The sequence below is a fragment of the Synechococcus sp. YX-04-1 genome, assembly GCF_030546365.1.
Taxonomy (GTDB): domain Bacteria; phylum Cyanobacteriota; class Cyanobacteriia; order PCC-6307; family Cyanobiaceae; genus Parasynechococcus.
The window spans coordinates 161665-180419 of the sequence record NZ_JAUONZ010000004.1 but is presented as its reverse complement, the minus strand read 5'-3'; the positions used below and the strand labels follow the sequence as shown (position 1 = coordinate 180419).

General features: G+C 62.6%; 20 protein-coding genes. 14 read left to right on the top strand and 6 right to left on the bottom strand.

Features of this window, described 5'->3' with window-relative positions; translation table 11 throughout:
• Positions 1–187 precede the first annotated feature (187 nt).
• Positions 188–3139 carry a phycobilisome rod-core linker polypeptide gene (locus Q3Y53_RS08810; RefSeq protein WP_303535169.1) on the bottom strand — a complete coding sequence of 984 codons (2952 nt, stop codon included), beginning with the start codon at positions 3137–3139 and terminating at the stop codon, positions 188–190.
• A 146-nt stretch (positions 3140–3285) separates the two neighbouring features.
• Between Q3Y53_RS08810 and Q3Y53_RS08805 the strand changes: the two genes are divergently transcribed.
• The 14 genes from Q3Y53_RS08805 (at position 3286) to Q3Y53_RS08740 (ending at position 12932) form a co-directional block, all read left to right on the top strand.
• The gene (locus tag Q3Y53_RS08805; RefSeq protein ID WP_303535343.1) at positions 3286–4455 is read left to right on the top strand and encodes a class I SAM-dependent methyltransferase; all 1170 of its coding nucleotides are present in this window, start codon (positions 3286–3288) and stop codon (positions 4453–4455) included.
• A gap of 46 nt (positions 4456–4501) precedes the next feature.
• Positions 4502–4840 (top strand): hypothetical protein, encoded by a 339-nt coding sequence (locus Q3Y53_RS08800; RefSeq protein ID WP_114989508.1) that lies wholly within the window; start codon positions 4502–4504, stop codon positions 4838–4840.
• A gap of 24 nt (positions 4841–4864) precedes the next feature.
• On the top strand, positions 4865–5590 hold the full coding sequence (gene atpB, locus Q3Y53_RS08795; protein ID WP_226425145.1) for a F0F1 ATP synthase subunit A: 726 nt from the start codon (positions 4865–4867) through the stop codon (positions 5588–5590).
• A 169-nt stretch (positions 5591–5759) separates the two neighbouring features.
• Positions 5760–6008: an ATP synthase F0 subunit C gene (gene atpE, locus Q3Y53_RS08790; RefSeq protein ID WP_006851467.1), complete on the top strand. Its 249-nt coding sequence runs from the start codon at positions 5760–5762 to the stop codon at positions 6006–6008.
• A 69-nt stretch (positions 6009–6077) separates the two neighbouring features.
• On the top strand, positions 6078–6542 hold the full coding sequence (locus Q3Y53_RS08785) for a F0F1 ATP synthase subunit B' (RefSeq protein ID WP_006851720.1): 465 nt from the start codon (positions 6078–6080) through the stop codon (positions 6540–6542).
• A complete protein-coding gene (locus Q3Y53_RS08780; RefSeq protein WP_226425146.1) occupies positions 6542–7024 on the top strand; it encodes a F0F1 ATP synthase subunit B in 483 nt (160 codons plus the stop codon). Before Q3Y53_RS08785 ends, Q3Y53_RS08780 begins: the two co-directional genes overlap by 1 nt.
• Positions 7024–7572, top strand: a complete 549-nt coding sequence (gene atpH / locus Q3Y53_RS08775; protein ID WP_115093156.1) for an ATP synthase F1 subunit delta — start codon at positions 7024–7026, stop codon at positions 7570–7572. Before Q3Y53_RS08780 ends, atpH begins: the two co-directional genes overlap by 1 nt.
• 57 nt (positions 7573–7629) lie before the next feature.
• Positions 7630–9150, top strand: coding sequence for a F0F1 ATP synthase subunit alpha (gene atpA, locus Q3Y53_RS08770; protein ID WP_011365131.1), 1521 nt, complete (start codon positions 7630–7632; stop codon positions 9148–9150).
• Between the two features lie 13 nt (positions 9151–9163).
• On the top strand, positions 9164–10114 hold the full coding sequence (locus Q3Y53_RS08765) for a F0F1 ATP synthase subunit gamma (protein ID WP_226413563.1): 951 nt from the start codon (positions 9164–9166) through the stop codon (positions 10112–10114).
• A gap of 125 nt (positions 10115–10239) precedes the next feature.
• On the top strand, positions 10240–10911 hold the full coding sequence (locus Q3Y53_RS08760; RefSeq protein WP_303535143.1) for a putative 2OG-Fe(II) oxygenase: 672 nt from the start codon (positions 10240–10242) through the stop codon (positions 10909–10911).
• 32 nt (positions 10912–10943) lie between these two features.
• Positions 10944–11273, top strand: coding sequence for a 2Fe-2S iron-sulfur cluster-binding protein (locus tag Q3Y53_RS08755; RefSeq protein WP_226425148.1), 330 nt, complete (start codon positions 10944–10946; stop codon positions 11271–11273).
• Positions 11270–11455, top strand: coding sequence for a hypothetical protein (locus Q3Y53_RS08750; RefSeq protein ID WP_226425149.1), 186 nt, complete (start codon positions 11270–11272; stop codon positions 11453–11455). Before Q3Y53_RS08755 ends, Q3Y53_RS08750 begins: the two co-directional genes overlap by 4 nt.
• Complete coding sequence (locus Q3Y53_RS08745; RefSeq protein ID WP_226425150.1) at positions 11452–12504, top strand: DUF3326 domain-containing protein; 1053 nt, start codon at positions 11452–11454, stop codon at positions 12502–12504. The genes Q3Y53_RS08750 and Q3Y53_RS08745 overlap by 4 nt, the downstream gene beginning before the upstream one ends.
• On the top strand, positions 12504–12932 hold the full coding sequence (locus tag Q3Y53_RS08740; RefSeq protein WP_303535139.1) for a YchJ family protein: 429 nt from the start codon (positions 12504–12506) through the stop codon (positions 12930–12932). Before Q3Y53_RS08745 ends, Q3Y53_RS08740 begins: the two co-directional genes overlap by 1 nt.
• On the opposite strand, the gene ald is transcribed toward Q3Y53_RS08740, so the two are convergent.
• From ald to Q3Y53_RS08715, 5 genes are all read right to left on the bottom strand, one after another.
• Complete coding sequence (ald, locus tag Q3Y53_RS08735) at positions 12929–14068, bottom strand: alanine dehydrogenase (RefSeq protein WP_226425152.1); 1140 nt, start codon at positions 14066–14068, stop codon at positions 12929–12931. The genes Q3Y53_RS08740 and ald overlap by 4 nt on opposite strands.
• Before the next feature lie 73 nt (positions 14069–14141).
• On the bottom strand, positions 14142–15827 hold the full coding sequence (locus tag Q3Y53_RS08730; protein WP_303535136.1) for an NAD+ synthase: 1686 nt from the start codon (positions 15825–15827) through the stop codon (positions 14142–14144).
• Complete coding sequence (locus Q3Y53_RS08725) at positions 15827–16408, bottom strand: nicotinate-nucleotide adenylyltransferase (RefSeq protein ID WP_303535134.1); 582 nt, start codon at positions 16406–16408, stop codon at positions 15827–15829. The genes Q3Y53_RS08730 and Q3Y53_RS08725 overlap by 1 nt, the downstream gene beginning before the upstream one ends.
• A 1-nt stretch (position 16409) precedes the next feature.
• A complete protein-coding gene (locus tag Q3Y53_RS08720; RefSeq protein ID WP_303535340.1) occupies positions 16410–17705 on the bottom strand; it encodes a GTP-binding protein in 1296 nt (431 codons plus the stop codon).
• Positions 17702–18700, bottom strand: coding sequence for a CNNM domain-containing protein (locus Q3Y53_RS08715; protein ID WP_303535132.1), 999 nt, complete (start codon positions 18698–18700; stop codon positions 17702–17704). Before Q3Y53_RS08715 ends, Q3Y53_RS08720 begins: the two co-directional genes overlap by 4 nt.
• Between the last annotated feature and the right edge of the window lie 55 nt (positions 18701–18755).

The following is an 18755-nucleotide window of genomic DNA, read 5'->3' as shown; positions in this document are numbered from 1 at the left end:
GGTAACAGTTCTTCACGGCCTGAGTCGTGCCAGGAAAGCCGTTGCCATGACTGCGATTTGCGTTGTCAAATTGGAGGGTTCCAAGACGCAAGAAACGATCCCGATGAAGCGGTACTTCACCGGGATCCAATGACAAACAACCGCTGTGAATTGGGGCGGTTGTTTGTCAGGAAAATGGCCGTTTGGCTCAGATCGCGTCGCCCGTTGGGGGATTCAGGCCGGCATTGCCGCGGTAGAGCGAAGCCGTGCGCTGGATGGTGGCTTGACTGACCCCTGAAGCAGTCGTCATGCCCTCGATGCGCGGCACTGTTGAGCTGATCCGTTCCGCCAACAGTTCGGTGACGGCTGCACCCTGACCTGCTTGTGCGCGGGTGATCAGGAAGCGGCTGGTTTCCGCTGGGGTAGTGGCCCGGCCTAGTAGCGCCATGCCTGCCGCGGATGCGGCCCGAAGCGGAGCCATGGAGGCGATCCGGCTTTGGAAGGCCTCGCTCATGGCCACTTCAGCAATGAAATCGGGTAGGTCGATGTCCTGATTGCGCAGCCGTGACTCGGCGGAGACCAGGCGCTCGCTTTCCGTTGGAACACGGTTCAGCAGCTGACGGTATGTCGCATCGAGAACGGTACGAAGTTCAGATTCACTGCAGGGCTGTTTCAGCTCAAGCATCGCCGGGAGCCCAGCCCGCAGCTGGAATCCAGACGCATCGGCGTTTGCCAATGCTTGCCCCATGGTTGAAAGGGCCTGGGTCTTCCCGGCTGCGGCGGAGCGGCTCTTGACAGTCCAGGTGGGGCCATCGAGTTTGCTTGGCTCGGAACTGCTGGCCCGACGCATCGGGAAACCGGTTTTCTTCGAGGCCAGGCTTTGCTGGCGCACCACCGACAACCAACGGGTGTCGGCGCCGCTGGCTCCACTGGTGGGCGTCCAGGTTCCTTGCGAGGCCTGCTGCGTGTCGACCAAGTTGCGCGGTGTGATGGTGCCACTGCTGCGGAAACCTTCCGCTGGCCGCGCTTCTGGGCGGCTGCTCTGGGTGAGATCAGCAACGGCGGCAAGGTTGAGCGGACGAGCCCAGCCGGGAGCACGACGTGCGTTCACATCGCCTGGGGTGATGAATCGCTCGAAGGGGACTGTGTCGGATCCGAAGGCTTCGCTGTATTCGCGGCTGTCGATCAGTGCGTCAACCACGCCATAGAAGCCCTGGCGGGCAGCTGTGTCGAACAGGGCATCAATTTCCCAGCGGCCGAAAGTGGGCCGTCCCAGCAGACGGCGGTGCATCACTTCGATCGCCTTCACGATGTAGAGGCCAGTCCAGTAGCGGCGACGGAAGGCATCAGAGCGGGCTACCGCTCTCACGAAATCCTTCAGGGAAATGTCGCCGTTTTCGAGACGGGCTTCCGCAGAACCCATGCGCTCTCCCTCATAGCCGCCGTTGCCCAGCACCTGCACGTACACCGCCTTGATCACGGCTTGGGTGCTGGCTTCGGTGGTGCGAACGCTGGGGTTCCCGCCGCGACGGGGATTGACGGTTCCTCCGGTCGCGATCTGCTGCAGTCGAACCACCCGTGGCCCCACCTTGCGGGGGCGGCTTCCACGGAAGCTGGCGCTGTTCTGCTGTCCGGGGCTGTTGAGACCGTTACTCACAAGTAGGCGACGGCTGTCATAGCCGTAGGGCGCCGGCCGTGTGGCCAACGAGGCTGTTCCGCTCGGGAAGATGGCGCCGTACTGGTTCGCCACCGGATCATTGCCGCCGCCGTAGACGTGCTGATCAGCAAAGGGCTGGCGGTAGGAGGCGTAAAGGGTGACGTACTGCGGTGCGCCATCGAAGGGGGCGCTGAACTTGAACAGCTTGCGGTTGGAGCCCCAACCGGCGCTTTCCTGGGCTTCAGTGCCGAGATCCCGGAGGTAGGGAACGGTCTCCTCACCGAAGGCCTGGGCGTATTCCGAGGAATTCACCAGCACATCAACCAGGCCATTAAGGCCCTGGTCGCTAAGGATCGCGAACGACTTACGGAATTCCTCGAGGGAGCTGATGCCCCGGCCGAGGAAGTGGCGGTAAGCCAGTTCCACCACGCGGCTGTTGACGAAACCGTCGTGGAACTGCTGGCGATATTCCTTGCTGCGGCCGAGGGCGCGAACGAATTCGCGCATTGAAATCTGCCCCTGGGCGACGGCACTGGCTTTGTCCGCGCAGGGGGTCTGGGAGTAGCCCTTGGCGATGTCGCGCTCAAACACCTGGCGGTAGGCGGCACGAATGATTTCTGCTTTCTCGGCTCCGGAGAGACCCGGCCGCATCTCAAACAGCTGGCGTCCCTCTGAGGCCAGGGCGTAGATCGCTGGCAGCTGCAGGCCTTGTTGCACCGCACTTCCCTGACGCTGCTTGGTGCTGGGGGTGGGGATGGCCAGCTCCTGCAACAGCACGTTGAAGCAGTCGATGGTCATCTGACGGGCTTCAGGACGATCCCGCAGCAGTTCTGCTGAGGCTGCCCGCATCTCCTGAAGGGCCACGTTGGTGGCCGCCAGGGAGCAATTCTCCAGAAGGATGTCTCGCAGGCCGCGGGTGTTTACCGCAAGGATGCTGGGGTCTCCAGCCACCAGTGCGTAGCCCACGTAGCGGAGGAACCAACCCATGTCGCGCACCGACTTGCGCATGAAGGCCGGGCCGTATTTGGCCACGCTTATGGCGTTGAAGCCGGTGGGGAGCACAACCCGTACGTCGGCATCGCCACCGGCTCCTTCTAGAAGGCGGCTAAGGAAGTTTCCACGCTTGGTGCTGTCGCTGTCGCCGGTGAAGGTACGCACCGACTGCTCAAAAGCGGCTTGGTCCGCCGCTAGCGGCGTGCCTTCACCACCAGTTCGGCGTCCGCTTTCGCCCGTTGTGAGTGGCGCTTCAAGGAAGGAGAGGGGCGTTCCTCCCACAAAAATTCTGTTGGCGGCGCGGGCCACGATGGCCTCGGCGTTGGCCGCAATGATCCGGGACGCTTCGATCCGGTCCTGACCGGTTCGGAAGAAGGTCACAAGACTGTCGAGTTCCCCGTTGTCTGGGAAACGGTCCTGCTGCTCCGCCTGACGGACGCTGGAGAGCGGCAGCGTGTCGAACAGTTGGGGAGACACGCGCGGGCTGCCGCTGCTGGCGGTCACTGTCATCGACGAAAGCAAGCCGGATCGCGACACGTTACGGCTGCCGGGATGGCGCTCCGCGGCCCCATGAACAAATGTTTGCAGGCTTTGTGGAGCCGTAGTGGATTGATGGGTCTGGCGTGAAAAGCTCGCAGGCGCCGAATCTTCGCTGCATGACCCACCCCAAGCCCAGTGATGCTGCGACTCCTGTGGTGAGTGCGTTCTATGACCGCTTCCCCTTTCCGGGGGATCCGCTGCAGGACGGACCACCTCCGGGATACAACTGGCGTTGGTGTCACCGCAGTGTGCTGGCAGCAGTGCATGGGCGTATTCCCTCTGGAACGGAGCAGCCGCGGATCCTCGATGCCGGCTGCGGCACCGGGGTCAGCACCGATTACCTCTGTCATCTCAACCCGGGTGCGGATGTGCTCGGGGTGGATATCAGTGATGGGGCCCTGGCGGTGGCACGGGAACGCTGTGAGCGCTCTGGAGCGGCTCAGAAGGTGAACGCGTTGCGTCAGGAGCAACGCAGCCTTTTGGATCTCGGCGACGAAGGATCTTTCGATTACATCAACTCGGTGGGGGTGTTGCATCACCTGGATCAGCCAGAAGCGGGGCTGCGCTCCCTGGCGGATCGCTTGGCACCGTCTGGTCTTCTGCACCTCTTCCTTTATGCCGATGCGGGTCGCTGGGAGATCCACAGGACGCAGAAAGCTCTGAATCTTCTGAACGCCGGTACAGGGCAAGAGGGCCTGCGTCTTGGCCGGGAGCTGTTCGAGACCCTGCCCGAGAGCAATCGCCTTGCGCGTCATCACCGTGAACGCTGGGCCGTTGATTGCGCTCCTGATGCCAATTTTGCGGACATGTACCTGCACCCGCAGGAGACCAGTTACAACCTCGAGCGTCTCTTCGCGTTCATCGAAACGGCGGGTCTGCATTTCGCCGGCTTTTCCAATCCGGAGGTCTGGGATCCGGCCCGCCTTCTTCAAGGTGAGCTGCTGGAGCGAGCCCAGGCCTTGCAACCACGTCAGCAGTGGGAGCTTGTGGAACAGCTGGATCCCGACATCAGCCACTTCGAGTTCTTTCTTTCTGCTGCACCGGTGGAGCGAGCCCGTTGGAGTGATGAGGCCCTCGGATTGGCCAGGGGTTTGGTTCAGCCCTGTCTCTGGGGGGAACCCGATCCAATTCTTGGTCGCAACATGGAGCCGATTCAGCTCACTGATGCCGACCGAACCCTGCTGAGGACTGTCGCTGAGCAGCCTGAACAGGCATTGGGGGGCCTTGCGTCTCCTGATCAGATCCGCAATCTTGTGGATCGACAGCTGCTTCTGTTGCAGGAATAACAGCAGCGAACGCGTGATAGATTCCGCGCGCCATTTCAGGCAGCGCTTGGAAGATTTTTACCGTCTTCAACGTCGCCTGCTGTTGGCCACCGTTCTGGTGTCCCTCGTCACGGTTCCGATCGTGGCCCTCACCATGAATCTCTCGGTGGCCGGCAGTGTTCTTGTGGGCTCATGCGCCGGACTTTTGTACGTGCGTTTGCTGGCTCGCAGCGTGGCCCGGCTCAGTGACCAGTCCCGTGGACTGGGACGTTTTCAGCTCATCGTTCCAACCCTGCTTGTGGTTGGTTCGGCCAAGCTGCCTCAACTCGATCTGTTGCCGGCCTTCCTGGGATTCCTTCTCTACAAGCCCGCCCTGATTCTTCAGCACGTCTTCGACGACCGCTGAGTCTGAGCACTTTTATCTGCACCCATGGCTTTGTTGCCCTTACCACTCCCGTTCGCTGAACTGGAAGTGGGTCACCACCTGTACTGGCAGATCGGCGATCTGTATCTGCACGGCCAGGTGTTCCTGAGCTCCTGGATCCTGATCGGCATCCTCCTCGCTGTGGTGCTTGCTGGCACCCGCGGGATGAAGCGTGACCCGATCGGTCTGCAGAACCTGCTCGAATTCCTCTGGAATTTCATCCGCGACATCGCCCGCGACAACATCGGCGAGAAGTACTACCGCGACTGGCTGCCGTTCATCGGCACCCTGTTTCTATTCATCTTCGTGAGCAACTGGGGCGGAGCCCTTATCCCTTGGAAGATCTTCGAACTTCCCGAGGGTGAGCTTGGTGCTCCCACTGCAGACATCAACACCACTGTGGCGATGGCTCTGCTTGTGTCACTGGCGTACTTCTATGCCGGTTTGAGCCGTAAGGGTCTGCGCTTCTTCGAGCTGTACGTGGAGCCGACCCCGATCATGCTCCCGTTCAAGATCATCGAGGAATTCACCAAGCCTCTCTCCCTCTCCTTCCGTCTGTTCGGAAACATCCTTGCCGACGAATTGGCTGTTGGGGTGCTGGTGTATCTGGTGCCGCTGATCGTGCCTCTGCCCGTGATGCTGCTGGGTCTTTTCACCAGTGCCATCCAGGCTCTGATCTTTGCGACCCTGGCCTCCTTCTACATCGGTGAAGGCCTTCACGAGGCTCACTAAAACCTCTCCCCTCTATCGCCTGAGAACGGCGATCTGCTAAACACATCCGCGCGCAGGTCCGGCATTGCACCCGGGCCCGTTCCTTCGGGAATGTCCCTGCGCGGGGGGAACCGATCCCCAAGTCCATTCCGTACAGCGCTTCCCAGCGCTTCCCCTTACACCACCCAACATGGATTCCATCACCTCCGCCGCTTCCGTTGTGGCTGCTGGCCTGGCAGTCGGCCTCGCCGCCATCGGCCCTGGTATCGGTCAGGGCACCGCGTCCGGCGGCGCTGTTGAGGGCATCGCCCGTCAGCCCGAAGCCGAAGGCAAGATCCGCGGCACCCTGCTGCTGTCCCTGGCGTTCATGGAATCGCTGACCATCTACGGCCTGGTGGTGGCTCTGGTGCTCCTGTTCGCCAACCCCTTCGCCGGCTGATCAGTGCAGGGGGATCGCTGATCCCCCTTCTGAACTCCTTGTTTCGATTCCTTCCCAGCGCACCTTTCCATGACCTGGCTTCTGCTCGCTGAAGCAGGTGTTCCGGAGGGAGGTCTTTTTGACCTCGATGCCACCCTTCCGCTGATGGCGGTTCAGGTGGTTCTCCTCACCTTCCTGCTCAATGTTCTCTTCTTCCGTCCGGTCGGCAAGGTCGTGGAAGATCGTGAGGGCTATATCTCCACCAGTCGTGCTGACGCCAAACAGAAGCTCGCCCAGGTTGAACGCCTGGAAGCTGATCTGGCTGAACAGCTGAAAGGTGCCCGCCAGGCCGCTCAGGCCGTGATTGTTGAGGCGGAACAAGAAGTTGATCGGCTGTACCGCGAGGCGCTGGCCCAGGCGGAAGCTGAAGCCAACCGCACCAAAGAGGAAAGCCGTCGTGCCATCGAGGCCGAGCGTGAGTCCGCCCGCACCCAGCTCAAGGGTCAGGTGGATCAGCTGAGCACCACGATCATCAACCGTTTGCTGGCTGCGTGATGACACTCAATCTCAATCCGCTCGAGACCAATCTGGTCAACCTGGTCATCGTGATCGGGCTCCTGTTTTGGTTCCTGCGTGGGTTCCTTGGAGGAATCCTGGAACGCCGCCGCGCCGCCATTCTTCAGGAGTTGCAGGACGCTGAGTCCCGCCTGAAAACCGCCACCGAAAACCTCAGCCAGGCCCAGTCCGAATTGGCTGCTGCTCAGCAGAAAGCCGAAAAGATTCGTGCCGATGGTCAGGCCCGCGCTGAAGGCATTCGTGCCGAAGGCGAGAAGCGCACCATTTCTGTGATGGCAGCCATCAAGGCTGGTGCTGATGCCGATGCTGAAGCCGACGCTGCTCGAATCAAGGACAGCCTGCGTCGTGAGGCCGCTCTGGCGGCAATCGACAAGGCCCTTGCCGAACTTCCTGGTCGTCTTGATGCCAGTGCTCAGGCCAAGTTGATCGATTCCACCATCAAAAATCTGGAGAACGCCTGATGCCTCTCCTCAATTCTCTCGCCACCCCTTACGCCGAAGCACTGCTTCAGGTCACTGAGGCCCGGGGTGAGTCTGAAACCGTTGCCGATCAATGCAAGCAATTGCTTGAGATCTGGAACGACTCCGAAGACTTCCGCGACGCCATGGTGTCCCCGGTTCTTGAGCCGGACGCCAAGAAGAAAGCCCTCAAGGCGCTTGTGGGTGAGGATGTCACTCCTTCAGTTTTCAACCTGCTGAAGGTGCTGGCTGACCGCCAACGACTCATCGCTTTTGATGCAGTGATGCTTCGCTATCTCGAGCTTTATCGGGAACAGCAGGGCATCACGCTGGCCCAGGTCCGCTCTGCTCAAAGCCTCACTGAGGATCAACAGGCGGCACTGTCCAAAAAGGTGCAGGCCATGGCCGGCACCAACAAGGTCGACATCGACCTCAGTGTGGATCCGTCCTTAATCGGCGGTTTCGTCGTGAGTCTCGGATCTCAGGTGATCGACGCCAGCCTGTCTGGCCAGGTTCGTCGCCTTGGTCTGGCACTCGCCAAGGCGAGCTGACCTCACTCTTTCCTCCACCGCTCCTTCCTCCCCAACTCCCAGCTGGGATCACACGCCATGGTTTCCATCCGTCCTGACGAGATCAGCGCCATCCTCAAGAAGCAGATTGAGGACTACGACAAGTCGGTTTCCGTCAGCAATGTCGGCACCGTTCTGACCGTGGGCGACGGCATCGCCCGTGTCTACGGCCTGCAGCAAGCCATGGCCGGCGAACTCATTGAATTTGAGGACGGCACCGAAGGCATCGCCCTGAACCTCGAAGACGACAACGTCGGCGCGGTGCTGATGGGTGAGGGATATGGCATTCAGGAAGGCAGCACGGTGAAGGCCACCGGCAAGATCGCTGCTGTCCCCGTTGGTGAAGCCATGCTGGGCCGGGTGGTGAACTCCCTGGGCCGCGCCATCGATGGCAAAGGCGAAATCGCCACCAGCGAAACGCGCCTGATTGAATCCATGGCGCCTGGCATCATTCAGCGCAAGTCGGTTCACGAGCCGATGCAGACCGGCATCACCGCCATCGACGCGATGATCCCTGTCGGCCGTGGCCAGCGCGAGCTGATCATTGGTGACCGCCAGACCGGCAAGACCGCCATCGCGATCGACACGATCCTGAACCAGGCGGATCAGGACATGATCTGCGTCTACGTCGCCGTGGGTCAGAAGGCTGCTTCCGTGGCCAACGTTGTTGAGGTTCTGCGCGAGCGCGGCGCCCTCGATTACACCGTGATCGTGGCCGCCAACGCTTCCGAGCCCGCTGCATTGCAGTACTTGGCCCCGTACACCGGCGCCACCATTGCCGAGTACTTCATGTACAAGGGCAAGGCCACCCTGGTGATCTACGACGATCTCTCCAAGCAGGCTGCCGCCTACCGCCAGATGTCGCTCCTGCTGCGTCGTCCGCCCGGTCGTGAGGCATATCCCGGTGACGTCTTCTATTGCCACAGCCGTCTCCTCGAGCGTGCAGCCAAGTTGTCTGACGCCATGGGCAAGGGTTCCATGACCGCCCTGCCGATCATCGAAACCCAAGCCGGTGACGTTTCGGCTTACATCCCTACCAACGTGATTTCGATCACGGACGGTCAGATCTTCCTCAGCTCCGACCTCTTCAACTCCGGTCTGCGTCCTGCGATCAACGTGGGTATCTCTGTGAGCCGGGTGGGCGGTGCTGCCCAAACCAAGGCCATCAAGAAGATCGCCGGCACCCTGAAGTTGGAGCTGGCCCAGTTCGACGAGCTGGCCGCCTTCTCTCAGTTCGCTTCTGACCTGGATGCATCCACTCAGCAGCAGCTGGAGCGCGGCAAGCGTCTGCGTGAACTGCTCAAGCAGCCTCAGTTCAGCCCCCTGATCCTGGCTGAACAGGTCGCCATCGTTTACGCCGGTGTGAAGGGCCTCATCGACGACGTCCCCGTCGACAAGGTCGTCGACTTCTCCCGTGAACTGCGTGAGTACCTCAAGTCGAACAAGGCTGAGTTCATCACCGAAATCCAGGAGAAGAAAGTGATGAGTCCTGAGGCTGAGGCGATCCTTAAGGACGCCATCACCGAAGTCGTGTCCACCATGGTCGCTTCCGCGGCCTGAAGGAGCTGCCGACATGGCGAATCTCAAAGAAATCCGAGACCGAATTAAGTCGGTCAAAAACACCCGCAAGATCACCGAGGCCATGCGTCTCGTGGCTGCGGCCAAGGTGCGCCGCGCCCAGGAGCAAGTGCTCCGCAGTCGTCCCTTCGCGGATCGGCTGGCGCGGATTCTGGAAAACCTCCAGTCCCGCATGCGTTTCGAAGATGCGGCCTCTCCTCTGATGCAGCAACGTGATGTGGAGACCATCACTCTGGTTGCGGTCACTGGTGATCGCGGCCTGTGTGGTGGCTACAACGCCAACATCATCAAGCGCACCGAACAGCGTTTTGCTGAGCTGAAGGGCAAGGGCTTCGATGTGAAGCTGCTGCTGATTGGCACCAAAGCCATCGGCTATTTCACCCGTCGTGATTACCCGATTCAGGCCACCTTCTCCGGCCTGGAACAGGTTCCTACCGCCGATGAGGCCAACTCGATCTCCACGGATCTGCTGGCTGAATTCCTGGCTGAAAGCACCGATCGCGTCGAGCTGATCTTCACCAAGTTCCTCAACCTGGTGAGCTGCAAGCCCGTGGTTCAGACCCTGCTGCCCTTGGATCCCCAGGACATCGCTGATCCTGAGGATGAGATTTTCCGTCTCACCACTAAGGACGGCCTTCTGACAGTGGAGCCCGGTGCAGGCCCTGCCAACACGGAGCCGAAGATCCCTTCGGACATCGTGTTTGAGCAGACCCCCGAACAGTTGCTCAATGCGCTGCTCCCCCTGTATCTGCAGAACCAGATGCTGCGTTCTCTGCAGGAATCGGCAGCTTCTGAGCTGGCCAGCCGGATGACGGCCATGAACAACGCCAGCGATAACGCCAAGGAGTTGGCCAAGACCCTCACCCTTGACTACAACAAGGCCCGTCAGGCTGCGATTACCCAGGAGATCCTGGAAGTTGCAGGCGGTGCCGCAGCGGTCGGCTGATCATCTCGATCGAGTCTTGGAAAGCCGGTCCCTCGGGGCCGGTTTTTTGGTGCCGTGCTTACGGTTAAGCGGAGGGGTTTGAGGGTGTCGGCGTGCTTCAGCTTCATCAGCTCTTCCCCACCGTGGTGGCAACCACTCAAATTCCCCTCGATCCCCTGCAGCAGGCGTCCTGCATGCAGGCCCTGCTGAGGCTTCGCGGCGAGGCCGAGGGCAACCCCAGCGAAGGGTGCGCCTGGACGGGTGACCTGCATGGGGTGTGGCAGATCCATCAACAGGAGCCCTTTCAGGCTCTGGCCCAGCGGGTGGTGGATCAGGCCTGGAGCTACCTCGATGCGTTGGGCTTCACTCGCAACCAAGTGGCCCTGCATCTGCAGCGTTGCTGGCCTGTGATCAGCGATTGGGATCAAGCGGTTGGACGGCACCATCACCCCAATGCCCATCTCAGCGCTGTTCTTTACCTCTCGGGCACGGGCTCCGGTGAGGAGGGCGTGTTGCGCCTGCATGCGTCCCATCAACCCAATGAGTTAGTGGCGGGTTTGGCGGTGGGTTATGGCGGTCCGATTGCTGAAGGCCATCCGTTGAATCAGTCCCACTGGGATCTGGCCCCACGCCCGGGTTTGCTTGTGCTGTTTCCGTCGAGCCTGCATCACAGCGTTCTGCCTAACGACGACCCAGACGAGCTGCGCTGTTCCATCAGTTTTGATTTCGTGCTGACTGCTCCGGAGCAGGGTGGCTCTCCGGAGTATCTGGCGCCCCACCCACGCTATTGGGGGGCGCTGGACAGGCCCATTGCCTGAGAGAATGCGGCCTCTTCCTTGTTGAACCCGGCATGTCCGACGTGGCCACTTACACCGTCCGCGCCGAGTTCGAAGGCGAAATTCACAGCTTTCCCTGCCGTGCCGACCAAACGGTTCTGAATGCAGCTGAGGCTGCTGGCATCACCCTTCCCAGCTCCTGCTGCTCTGGGGTCTGCACAACCTGTGCTGCGCTGGTCAGCGAGGGCAGTGTTGAGCAGCCCGACGCCATGGGTGTGAAAGGTGAGCTTCAGCAGCAGGGCTACAGCCTGCTGTGTGTGGCTTTCCCGCGGGCCGACCTCACCCTCAAGACGGGGCAAGAGGATGCGCTCTACGAAGCCCAGTTCGGTCAATATCAGAAGTGAGGCTCATCAGCCTGCAACTCCATTTTCTCTGGCCCGCTGATGTGCCGCTGGTGGAGCTGCGCAGCTGGATTCGCCAGCAGTTGGCTGAAGAGGGTGATGTGCTGCGTTGGGCCCTCACCGGGGTGGACTCCAGCGTCGATGCTGTTCGAACTCTTCAAGTGGAGGCAGTGATCAGCGCATGAGCGCGGCACCGATGCCAACGCTGATGCTGGTGCCGACGGGCATCGGTTGTGCCATCGGTGGCTATGCCGGTGATGCCCTGCCGTCAGCACGGTTGCTGGCTGCAGCAAGCGGCTGCCTGATCACCCACCCCAATGTGATGAATGGCGCTTCGCTCTATTGGAGCGATTCCCGTGTGCACTACGTGGAGGGCTATGGCCTCGATCGTTTTGCTGTGGGTGAGTGGGCCCTGCGGCCGGTGCGGCGGCAGCGTATTGGGCTGTTGTTGGATGCCGGCATCGAGTCCGAGCTGGCCCAGCGCCAGATTCAGGTGGCCGAGGGCTGCCGCGCCAGCTTGGGTTTGGACATCGGCCCGGTGATTTCAACGGATGCACCGCTTGATGTGACGCTCGAACGCGGTGCCAGTGGCGCCAGTTGGGGGCGACTGGGGGGGGGCGATGCCTTGTTGCGGGCTGGTGAACGCTTGAAGCAGGCCGGTGCGACGGCGATTGCGGTGGTGGCCCGCTTTCCGGAGGATCCGGAGAGTGAGGAGTTAGCGGCCTATCGCCAGGGGAGTGGCGTGGATGCTCTGGCCGGCGCTGAAGCGGTGATCAGCCACCTGCTGGTGAAGCACCTGCAGATCCCCTGTGCCCACGCGCCCGCTTTGGACCCGTTGCCCTTGGATCCGCAGCTTGATCCGAGGGCGGCGGGTGAGGAGCTCGGCTACACCTTCCTGGCTTGCGTCCTGGTGGGGCTGAGCCGAGCACCGGATCTGGTGACCGGCGACCGGCAACCCGGCGACCTTGATGCGGCGCGATTGGGGGCGGTTGTTGTTCCCGATGGAGCTCTCGGGGGGGAGGCGGTGCTGGCCTGCGTGGAGCGCAATTTGCCGGTGGTCTGCGTGGCTAATCCATCGGTGCTGTCGGTCTCTGCCGAAGCCCTTGGCTTGAGCCAGGGCGTTCTTCATGCCAGCAGTTACAGCGAGGCAGCAGGTTTGGTGCTGGCGCTGCGGGAAGGATTGAGTCCAGCATCCCTGGGCCGGCCATTGCCAGCGTTGCAACGGTTGGATTGATGCCTGACGGTTTTGGTGGAGCCCCTGATCAGAGCCCTTGCCCCTGTGGGGGCGGTGCTTATGGCAGCTGCTGTGGGCCCTTGCATCGCGGCGATCAGCAAGCTGAAACGGCTGAACAGTTGATGCGCTCCAGGTATTCAGCCTTTGCACGCGGCGAGATCGACTATCTGCTGGCCACCCATCCCGAGCCGGATGTTCCTGCACAGCAGCGGCGCCGTTCCCTGAAGCAGAGTTGCCGGCAGACCCGTTGGCTCGGATTGACCGTGCTTTCTGTCAGTGAAGGCGGCCCGCGAGATCTAGAAGGAACGGTGAAGTTTGAAGCTCGTTATCGGGGAGGGGTGCTGAAGGAAACCTCCCTATTTCAGCGTCGCGGTGGCGCGGAGGATGGCCCTTGGCTCTACATGAGTGCACTCCAATTGGAGGGCTAACGCAGGCAGGCCATCGGATGCCGCGGTGGCACCCCCAGGGCTTTGGCTACGCCGGGATGGCACACCGATCCCTGCACCGTGTTCAGCCCGGAGAGCAGCTCGGGCCGTTCCGTCACCGCTTCCTCCAAACCTCGCCCGGCGATGCCCAGGATGTAGGGGAGAGTCACGCTCACCAGGGCTTCGGTTGAGGTGAACGGCACCGCTCCAGGCATGTTGCCCACGGCATAGTGCTGCACGCCGTGGATGGTCACAGTGGGATCGCGGTGGGTTGTTTCCTGGCTGGTGGCGATGCAGCCCCCCTGGTCGATCGCTACATCCACGATCACCGAGCCCGGGCGCATTTGCTGCACCATTCCCTCGTCCACAAGGGTGGGGGCCCGACCCCCAGGGGTGAGCACGGCTCCGATCACTAGATCCGCTGTCGGCACCAACCGTTCCAGCAGCCCGCGGCTGCTCACCACACTCATCAACCGACCGCGACGGTCGGCCTCGAGGCTGCGCAAACGCTGGGGTGAGCGGTCGAGCAGCAACACCTCAGCATCCATTGCGGCTGCCGTACGTGCGGCATTCCAGCCCACGGTGCCGGCGCCAAGCACCACCACCCGGGCCGGTTGCACGCCGGTGCAGCCCCCCATCAACACGCCTCGGCCACCATGGGGTTTCTCCAGCAGGTGAGCTCCCACCTGGGCCGCCAATCGCCCCGCGATTTCGCTCATGGGTGCCAGTAACGGCAGGCTGCCGTTCTCCAGCTGCACGGTTTCATAGGCGATGGCGGCGGTGCCCGCCTCAAGCAGGGCCTCGCCAACGCTGGGATAAGCCGCCAGATGTAGATAGGTGAACAGCACCATGTCTTTCCGCAGGTAGGCAAATTCCTCCGCCTGCGGTTCTTTCACCTTCACCACCAAATGGGCGCCCCAGGCCTCGTCGCGGTTCACTAGCTGAGCACCTGCGGAGGCGAAGGCCTCATCACCGATTCCCGCTCCAGCTCCGGCTCCGGTTTCGATGCGCACCTCCAAACCCTGGCTCACCAGCTCCCGCACCGCGTCGGGGGTCAGCGCCACACGCTGCTCATCGAGCTTGATCTCCTTCGGCACACCGATGCTGGCCATCGGGGCCGAGAGGACGGAGGCGGCCATGGCGGCGTCAAGGGGGTACCTTCAATCTGGCTCCGCTGCGCGTAACCCGCCACATCTCAACGGTGGTACTGCTTTAAGCCGCTGCAATTGGTAACCGCCAACCGCTGCCGAAGGCCTGGGGGCTCACCTTGAGCAAGGGTGCCGCTTGGCGTCGCTTGAACTCGGCCCGTTTCATCATCCGTTCCACCCGCTCCACCAGAGCGGGATCGTGGCCGGCGGCCACTAGGGTTGTTCCGGACTGGCGCTCTTGGATCAGAGCTTTGAGCAGGGCATCCAGGGCGTTGTAGTCGGGCAGGGAGTCGCTGTCTTTCTGGTTGGGTCTCAGCTCAGCGCTGGGGGGTTTCCGTCGAATCGCTTCACCCACCAGCTCCCCTTGCGCCGGTAGCCCCAGTGCTTGGCGGCAGTTCCGGGCTGCGTCGCTGTCGAGCCAGTCGCAAAGGGAAAACACGCTGGTTTTGTAGAGATCGCCAATCACCGCCAGCCCGCCGTTCATGTCGCCGTAGAGGGTGCAGTAACCCACGGCCAGCTCGGATTTGTTTCCGGTGGTGAGCAGCAGTTGGCCCTGCTGGTTGGCCACGGCCATCAGCAGGGTGCCGCGAATTCGCGATTGAAGATTTTCCGCCGTCACGCCCTGTGGTGTTTCCCCAAGCGGTGCGGTGAGGGCCCGGTCGTAGCCGTCCATCAGGCCGGCGATGGGCACTGTGTTGGTCTGCAGCCCCAACCGTTCGGCCAAGGCCAAGGCATCGTCAATGGATCCTGAGGAGCTCCAAGGGGAAGGCATCAACAGCGCTGAGACCGCCTCGTTCCCCAGAGCTGCGGTCGCGATCACGGCCACCAGCGCTGAGTCGATGCCGCCGCTCAACCCGAGCAATGCCTGTTTGAACCCGCATTTTTGGGCGTAGTCACGCACCCCAAGCACCAGGGCTCGGAACAGCCGCTCCAGGGGATCCATCGGCTGGATCTGGCCCTGGGACTGCACAGTGGCGGGTTGGTCGCTGTCCCAGACCGCGAGGTGCTCCTCACAAACGGGAAGCTCCAGCTGTAATGCGCCATCGGCTCCCACCACAAAACTTGCCCCGTCGAACACCAGCTCGTCGTTGCCCCCCACTTGATTGATGTAGATCAGTGGGCAGTTGAGGCGTCGCGCCGCCGTCGCCGCCAACTGTTGGCGCAAGGCCGGCTTGGCGGCATCGAAGGGGGAGGCCGCCAGATTGATCACCAGATCAGGCTGTTCGGGGATCAGTTGATCGATGGGATCCGGTCCGTCCAGGCGCTCGCGCTGCAGGCCGTCATCCACCCAGAGGTCTTCGCAGATGGTGAGTCCCAGTCGCTGTCCGTTGGGCAGGGTGAGCAGGCAGGGGCCATCGCCGGGGCGGAAGTAGCGCCGCTCATCGAAGACGTCGTAACTGGGCAGCAGCTGTTTCTGAGCAATCGGCCGCCAGCCCAGGCGATTCACCAGCACCACACCATTGAGCAGCCGTGGGCTGCGGGCATCTGCGGCCGGCAGCGCAGCACCCACCAACAGGGTGACGCTGCTGTTGAGTTGGTTCACCAGCCACTGCAGCGCCGTGTCCTGCTGCTGGATGCGGCTCGGCTCGAGCAACTGGTCCCGGGGGGGATAGCCCCAGAGGGAGAGCTCCGGGGTCAGCACCAGTTCTGCCCCTTGCTCCTCCGCCCTGCGCACCGCTTCCAGGATCCGGGCGGCATTCCCCTTGAAGTCGCCGACAACGGGGTTGAGTTGGGCCAGGGCGATGCGCATCAGCAGGGGCTCCCTGAAAGGCCATAAAGATTGTGCTGGAGCAAAAGCGGCCACACCGCTTCAGGGATCTGAGCTTCATTGGGTTGCTGCCGCAGTTGCGAACTGGCGGTGGCAGGAACCTCCAGATCCAGCAGTTCCACCCGTCCACCCAGATCGCGGAGGGCCTGCAGCGTGGCTTCTTCGAGGGGCCAACCCTTGCGCGGGGCGATCGCTAAACGGCACTGCGGTAGCCAGCAATCGCTCTGTTTCCAGCGGGGAATCTGGCCGGCGAGATCGCTACCGACCACAAACACCAGGTCCCTCTCAGGCCAATGCTTGGCGGCCCGCTGCAAGGTGATCAAGGTGTACGGGCTGCTCAGATGCTGGGCCAGCTCCAGCCGTTCATCCTGCAGTTGCTGCACCAGCTGGCCGAGCAGCATCGCCCGCAACGCCAGGGGAGCATCGTGCTGTTTCAGGGGGTTGTCGCTGGCCCAGGTCGCCACCTGGCCATAGCGGTTCAGAAGCCCCTCCAGCAGCACCTGATGGCCGCGGGTGGGTGGATCGGCGCTGGTGCCCAGCAATGCGATGGCAGCAGCGATCATCTCAGGGCAGCAGCGGTTGTAGATCCTGCTCCAGGGCTTTGGGCCAGCGCAACAGCCAGTGGTGCACCACGGGATCCCGTTCGGCCAGGCGGCGCAGCAGGGCCCCCGGTTGACCGCCGCGTCGTCGTAGCAATTGCTGGGCGACCAGACGCCCCGTTCGCCGGCTGGCATGCACCGCCAGGGCGGCCTGGGCCAGGGCCACTGGGGCTGCCGGGGCCAAGCTGCCGCCGCCGCTCACCGGCACCAGCAGCAGCAGTGCTTGCTTCAGGGCTGCCAGCCCCAGCTGAACGCCGCCCAGCAGGGCGTTGTGGCTGGAGAGTCGGGTGAGCAGCAGTCGTGCCGCTGCTGGTGTCATCGGCAGGTTGTAAAGACGGCTGAGCTGCAGCACCAGGGCGGTGTCGCAGGCCATGCCTCCTGCCATATCCAACGCCATCACAGGGTTGACGGCCACGCCAGTGGCCTTGGCGGCTGCATAACGACCGATCAGGCTTTGGGCCTTGTGGCGGTGCTGTTGCAGGCGCAGTTCTTGGCAGGCCCTCTGGAAGCGGTCGGCCTGGCGCAGCGACTGAATCGCCAGCAGCAGGGTGCCTTCGTTCTCCAGCTGCTGGCAGAGCTGCTTCCGCAGATCCTGCACCTCCGGCGTCGTGATCGTGCTGCGCACCCGTCCATCAGCCTGGATCTGGGGCCTGCGGGGCGCTGCCGCTGCCGCGGTGATCGGCAGATCCACCGGCAGTCGGGCGCCGATGCTGCGCAGCAGCGCGGCGCGTTCCTGCTTCGGCCAGCGGTCGCTGCGGTTCAGCACAAGCTGCAGGGGCTTGCCGCTCTCCAGCAGCGTGCTTAAGGCCTCCAGGTCAGCTCGGGTCAGATCGCTGTCCACCACCAGCAGCACCAGGTCGGCACCCATGGCCACGCGAGAGGCCAAGCGAGCCCGCCCGGCGGCATCGATTTCATCAATGCCGGGGGTGTCCACCAATTCCACCCTGGTCAGCCCGGCAATCTCCACGGGCCAGTCCACCGCCTGTTGACGTCGGGTGCTGCCGTGGGCGACATCCGTCTCCAGCAGCGGCCGGCGGATCAAGGCATTGATCAGGCTGGATTTGCCGACCCCAACCCGACCAAATAGGGCAATCCGCAGGCGCCGTTGCTGCAGCCGTTGCAGCTGGCGATCCAACAGCTGCAATTCACCCCCCAGCAGTCCCCGCTCCCGGGCGCTCAGCTGCAGCTGGCTGCGCCAGCGCTCCAGCAGCAGCTGGCAGCGTTCAACGGTGTGGGGCGGGGTGGGTTGCATCCCGTTCATGCTGCCGGCTTGCGCCACCAGCCCGCCAGCACTGCCAGCACGGATTCGGCCCCGATCACGCCGACGAAGCCACCGAATTCATCCACCACCACGCGCACGCCGCTGCTGTCGCGCCGGAAGCCTGTCAACAGCCGATCGGCTCGGATCATCTCCGGCACATATTCCACTGGTTCGCAGAGGTCAACGGGCGTGAGCAGCCCACGGTTCTCCAACAAGGCGGTGAGCACCCGTTCGCGGCTGGCCACGCCAAGCACCTTGTCCACCTGATCGCCTAGCACCACCCACCATGGGTCGTTGGTGCTCATCAGCTTGGCCCGCTGAGCTTCGATGCTCAGGCTGCCGTCCAGGGTGGGCGCCGCCACCCGCGGCGTCATCAGGTCGCGGGCGGTGAGATCGTTCAGTTGAAACACCTTGCCGATCATCGCGGCTTCATCAGCTTCGATTTCTCCTTTCTGGGAGCCCAGGCGGGCCAGCAGACGGATCTCCTCTTCATTGGTGCTGAGTTCCGCTTCGGCAGTGATGGCTGGCAGCATCCGCTCAAGCAGCAGCACCAGCGGCCGCAGCGCTAGGCCGAGCCAATGCAGTAAGGGGGCGCTGGCCAGGGCCACCGGCAAGGCCAGGCGGCTGCCGAGGGCTTTGGGCAGGATTTCCCCCAGCAGGATCACCAGGATGGTGAGGCCTACAGAGAACACAGGTAGAGCGGCACCGCTGATGTTGCGTTGCTCGAACACCCAGGCGGCATAACCACCCAACATCAGGCTGCCGAAAATGTTGAAACCGTTGTTCGCGATCACCAGCGCCGACAAGGTTCGCCCCAGCCGTTGACGCAACTGCGCCAGCCGCCGGGCCCCGGCCACGGGGCGCTCTCGGGCCGCCAGCTCGTGCACCCGAATCGGACTCACCGTGAGTAGGGCGGCTTCCACGCCGGAACAGAGGGCCGAGCCCAGGAGCACCACCAACACCAGCAGCAACAGCACCAGGAGATCGGAGCTCATTGCCGTCTGAAACTCCTTTCATCGTAGAGGCCCTGGCCAGTTCGGCCTTGCCAAC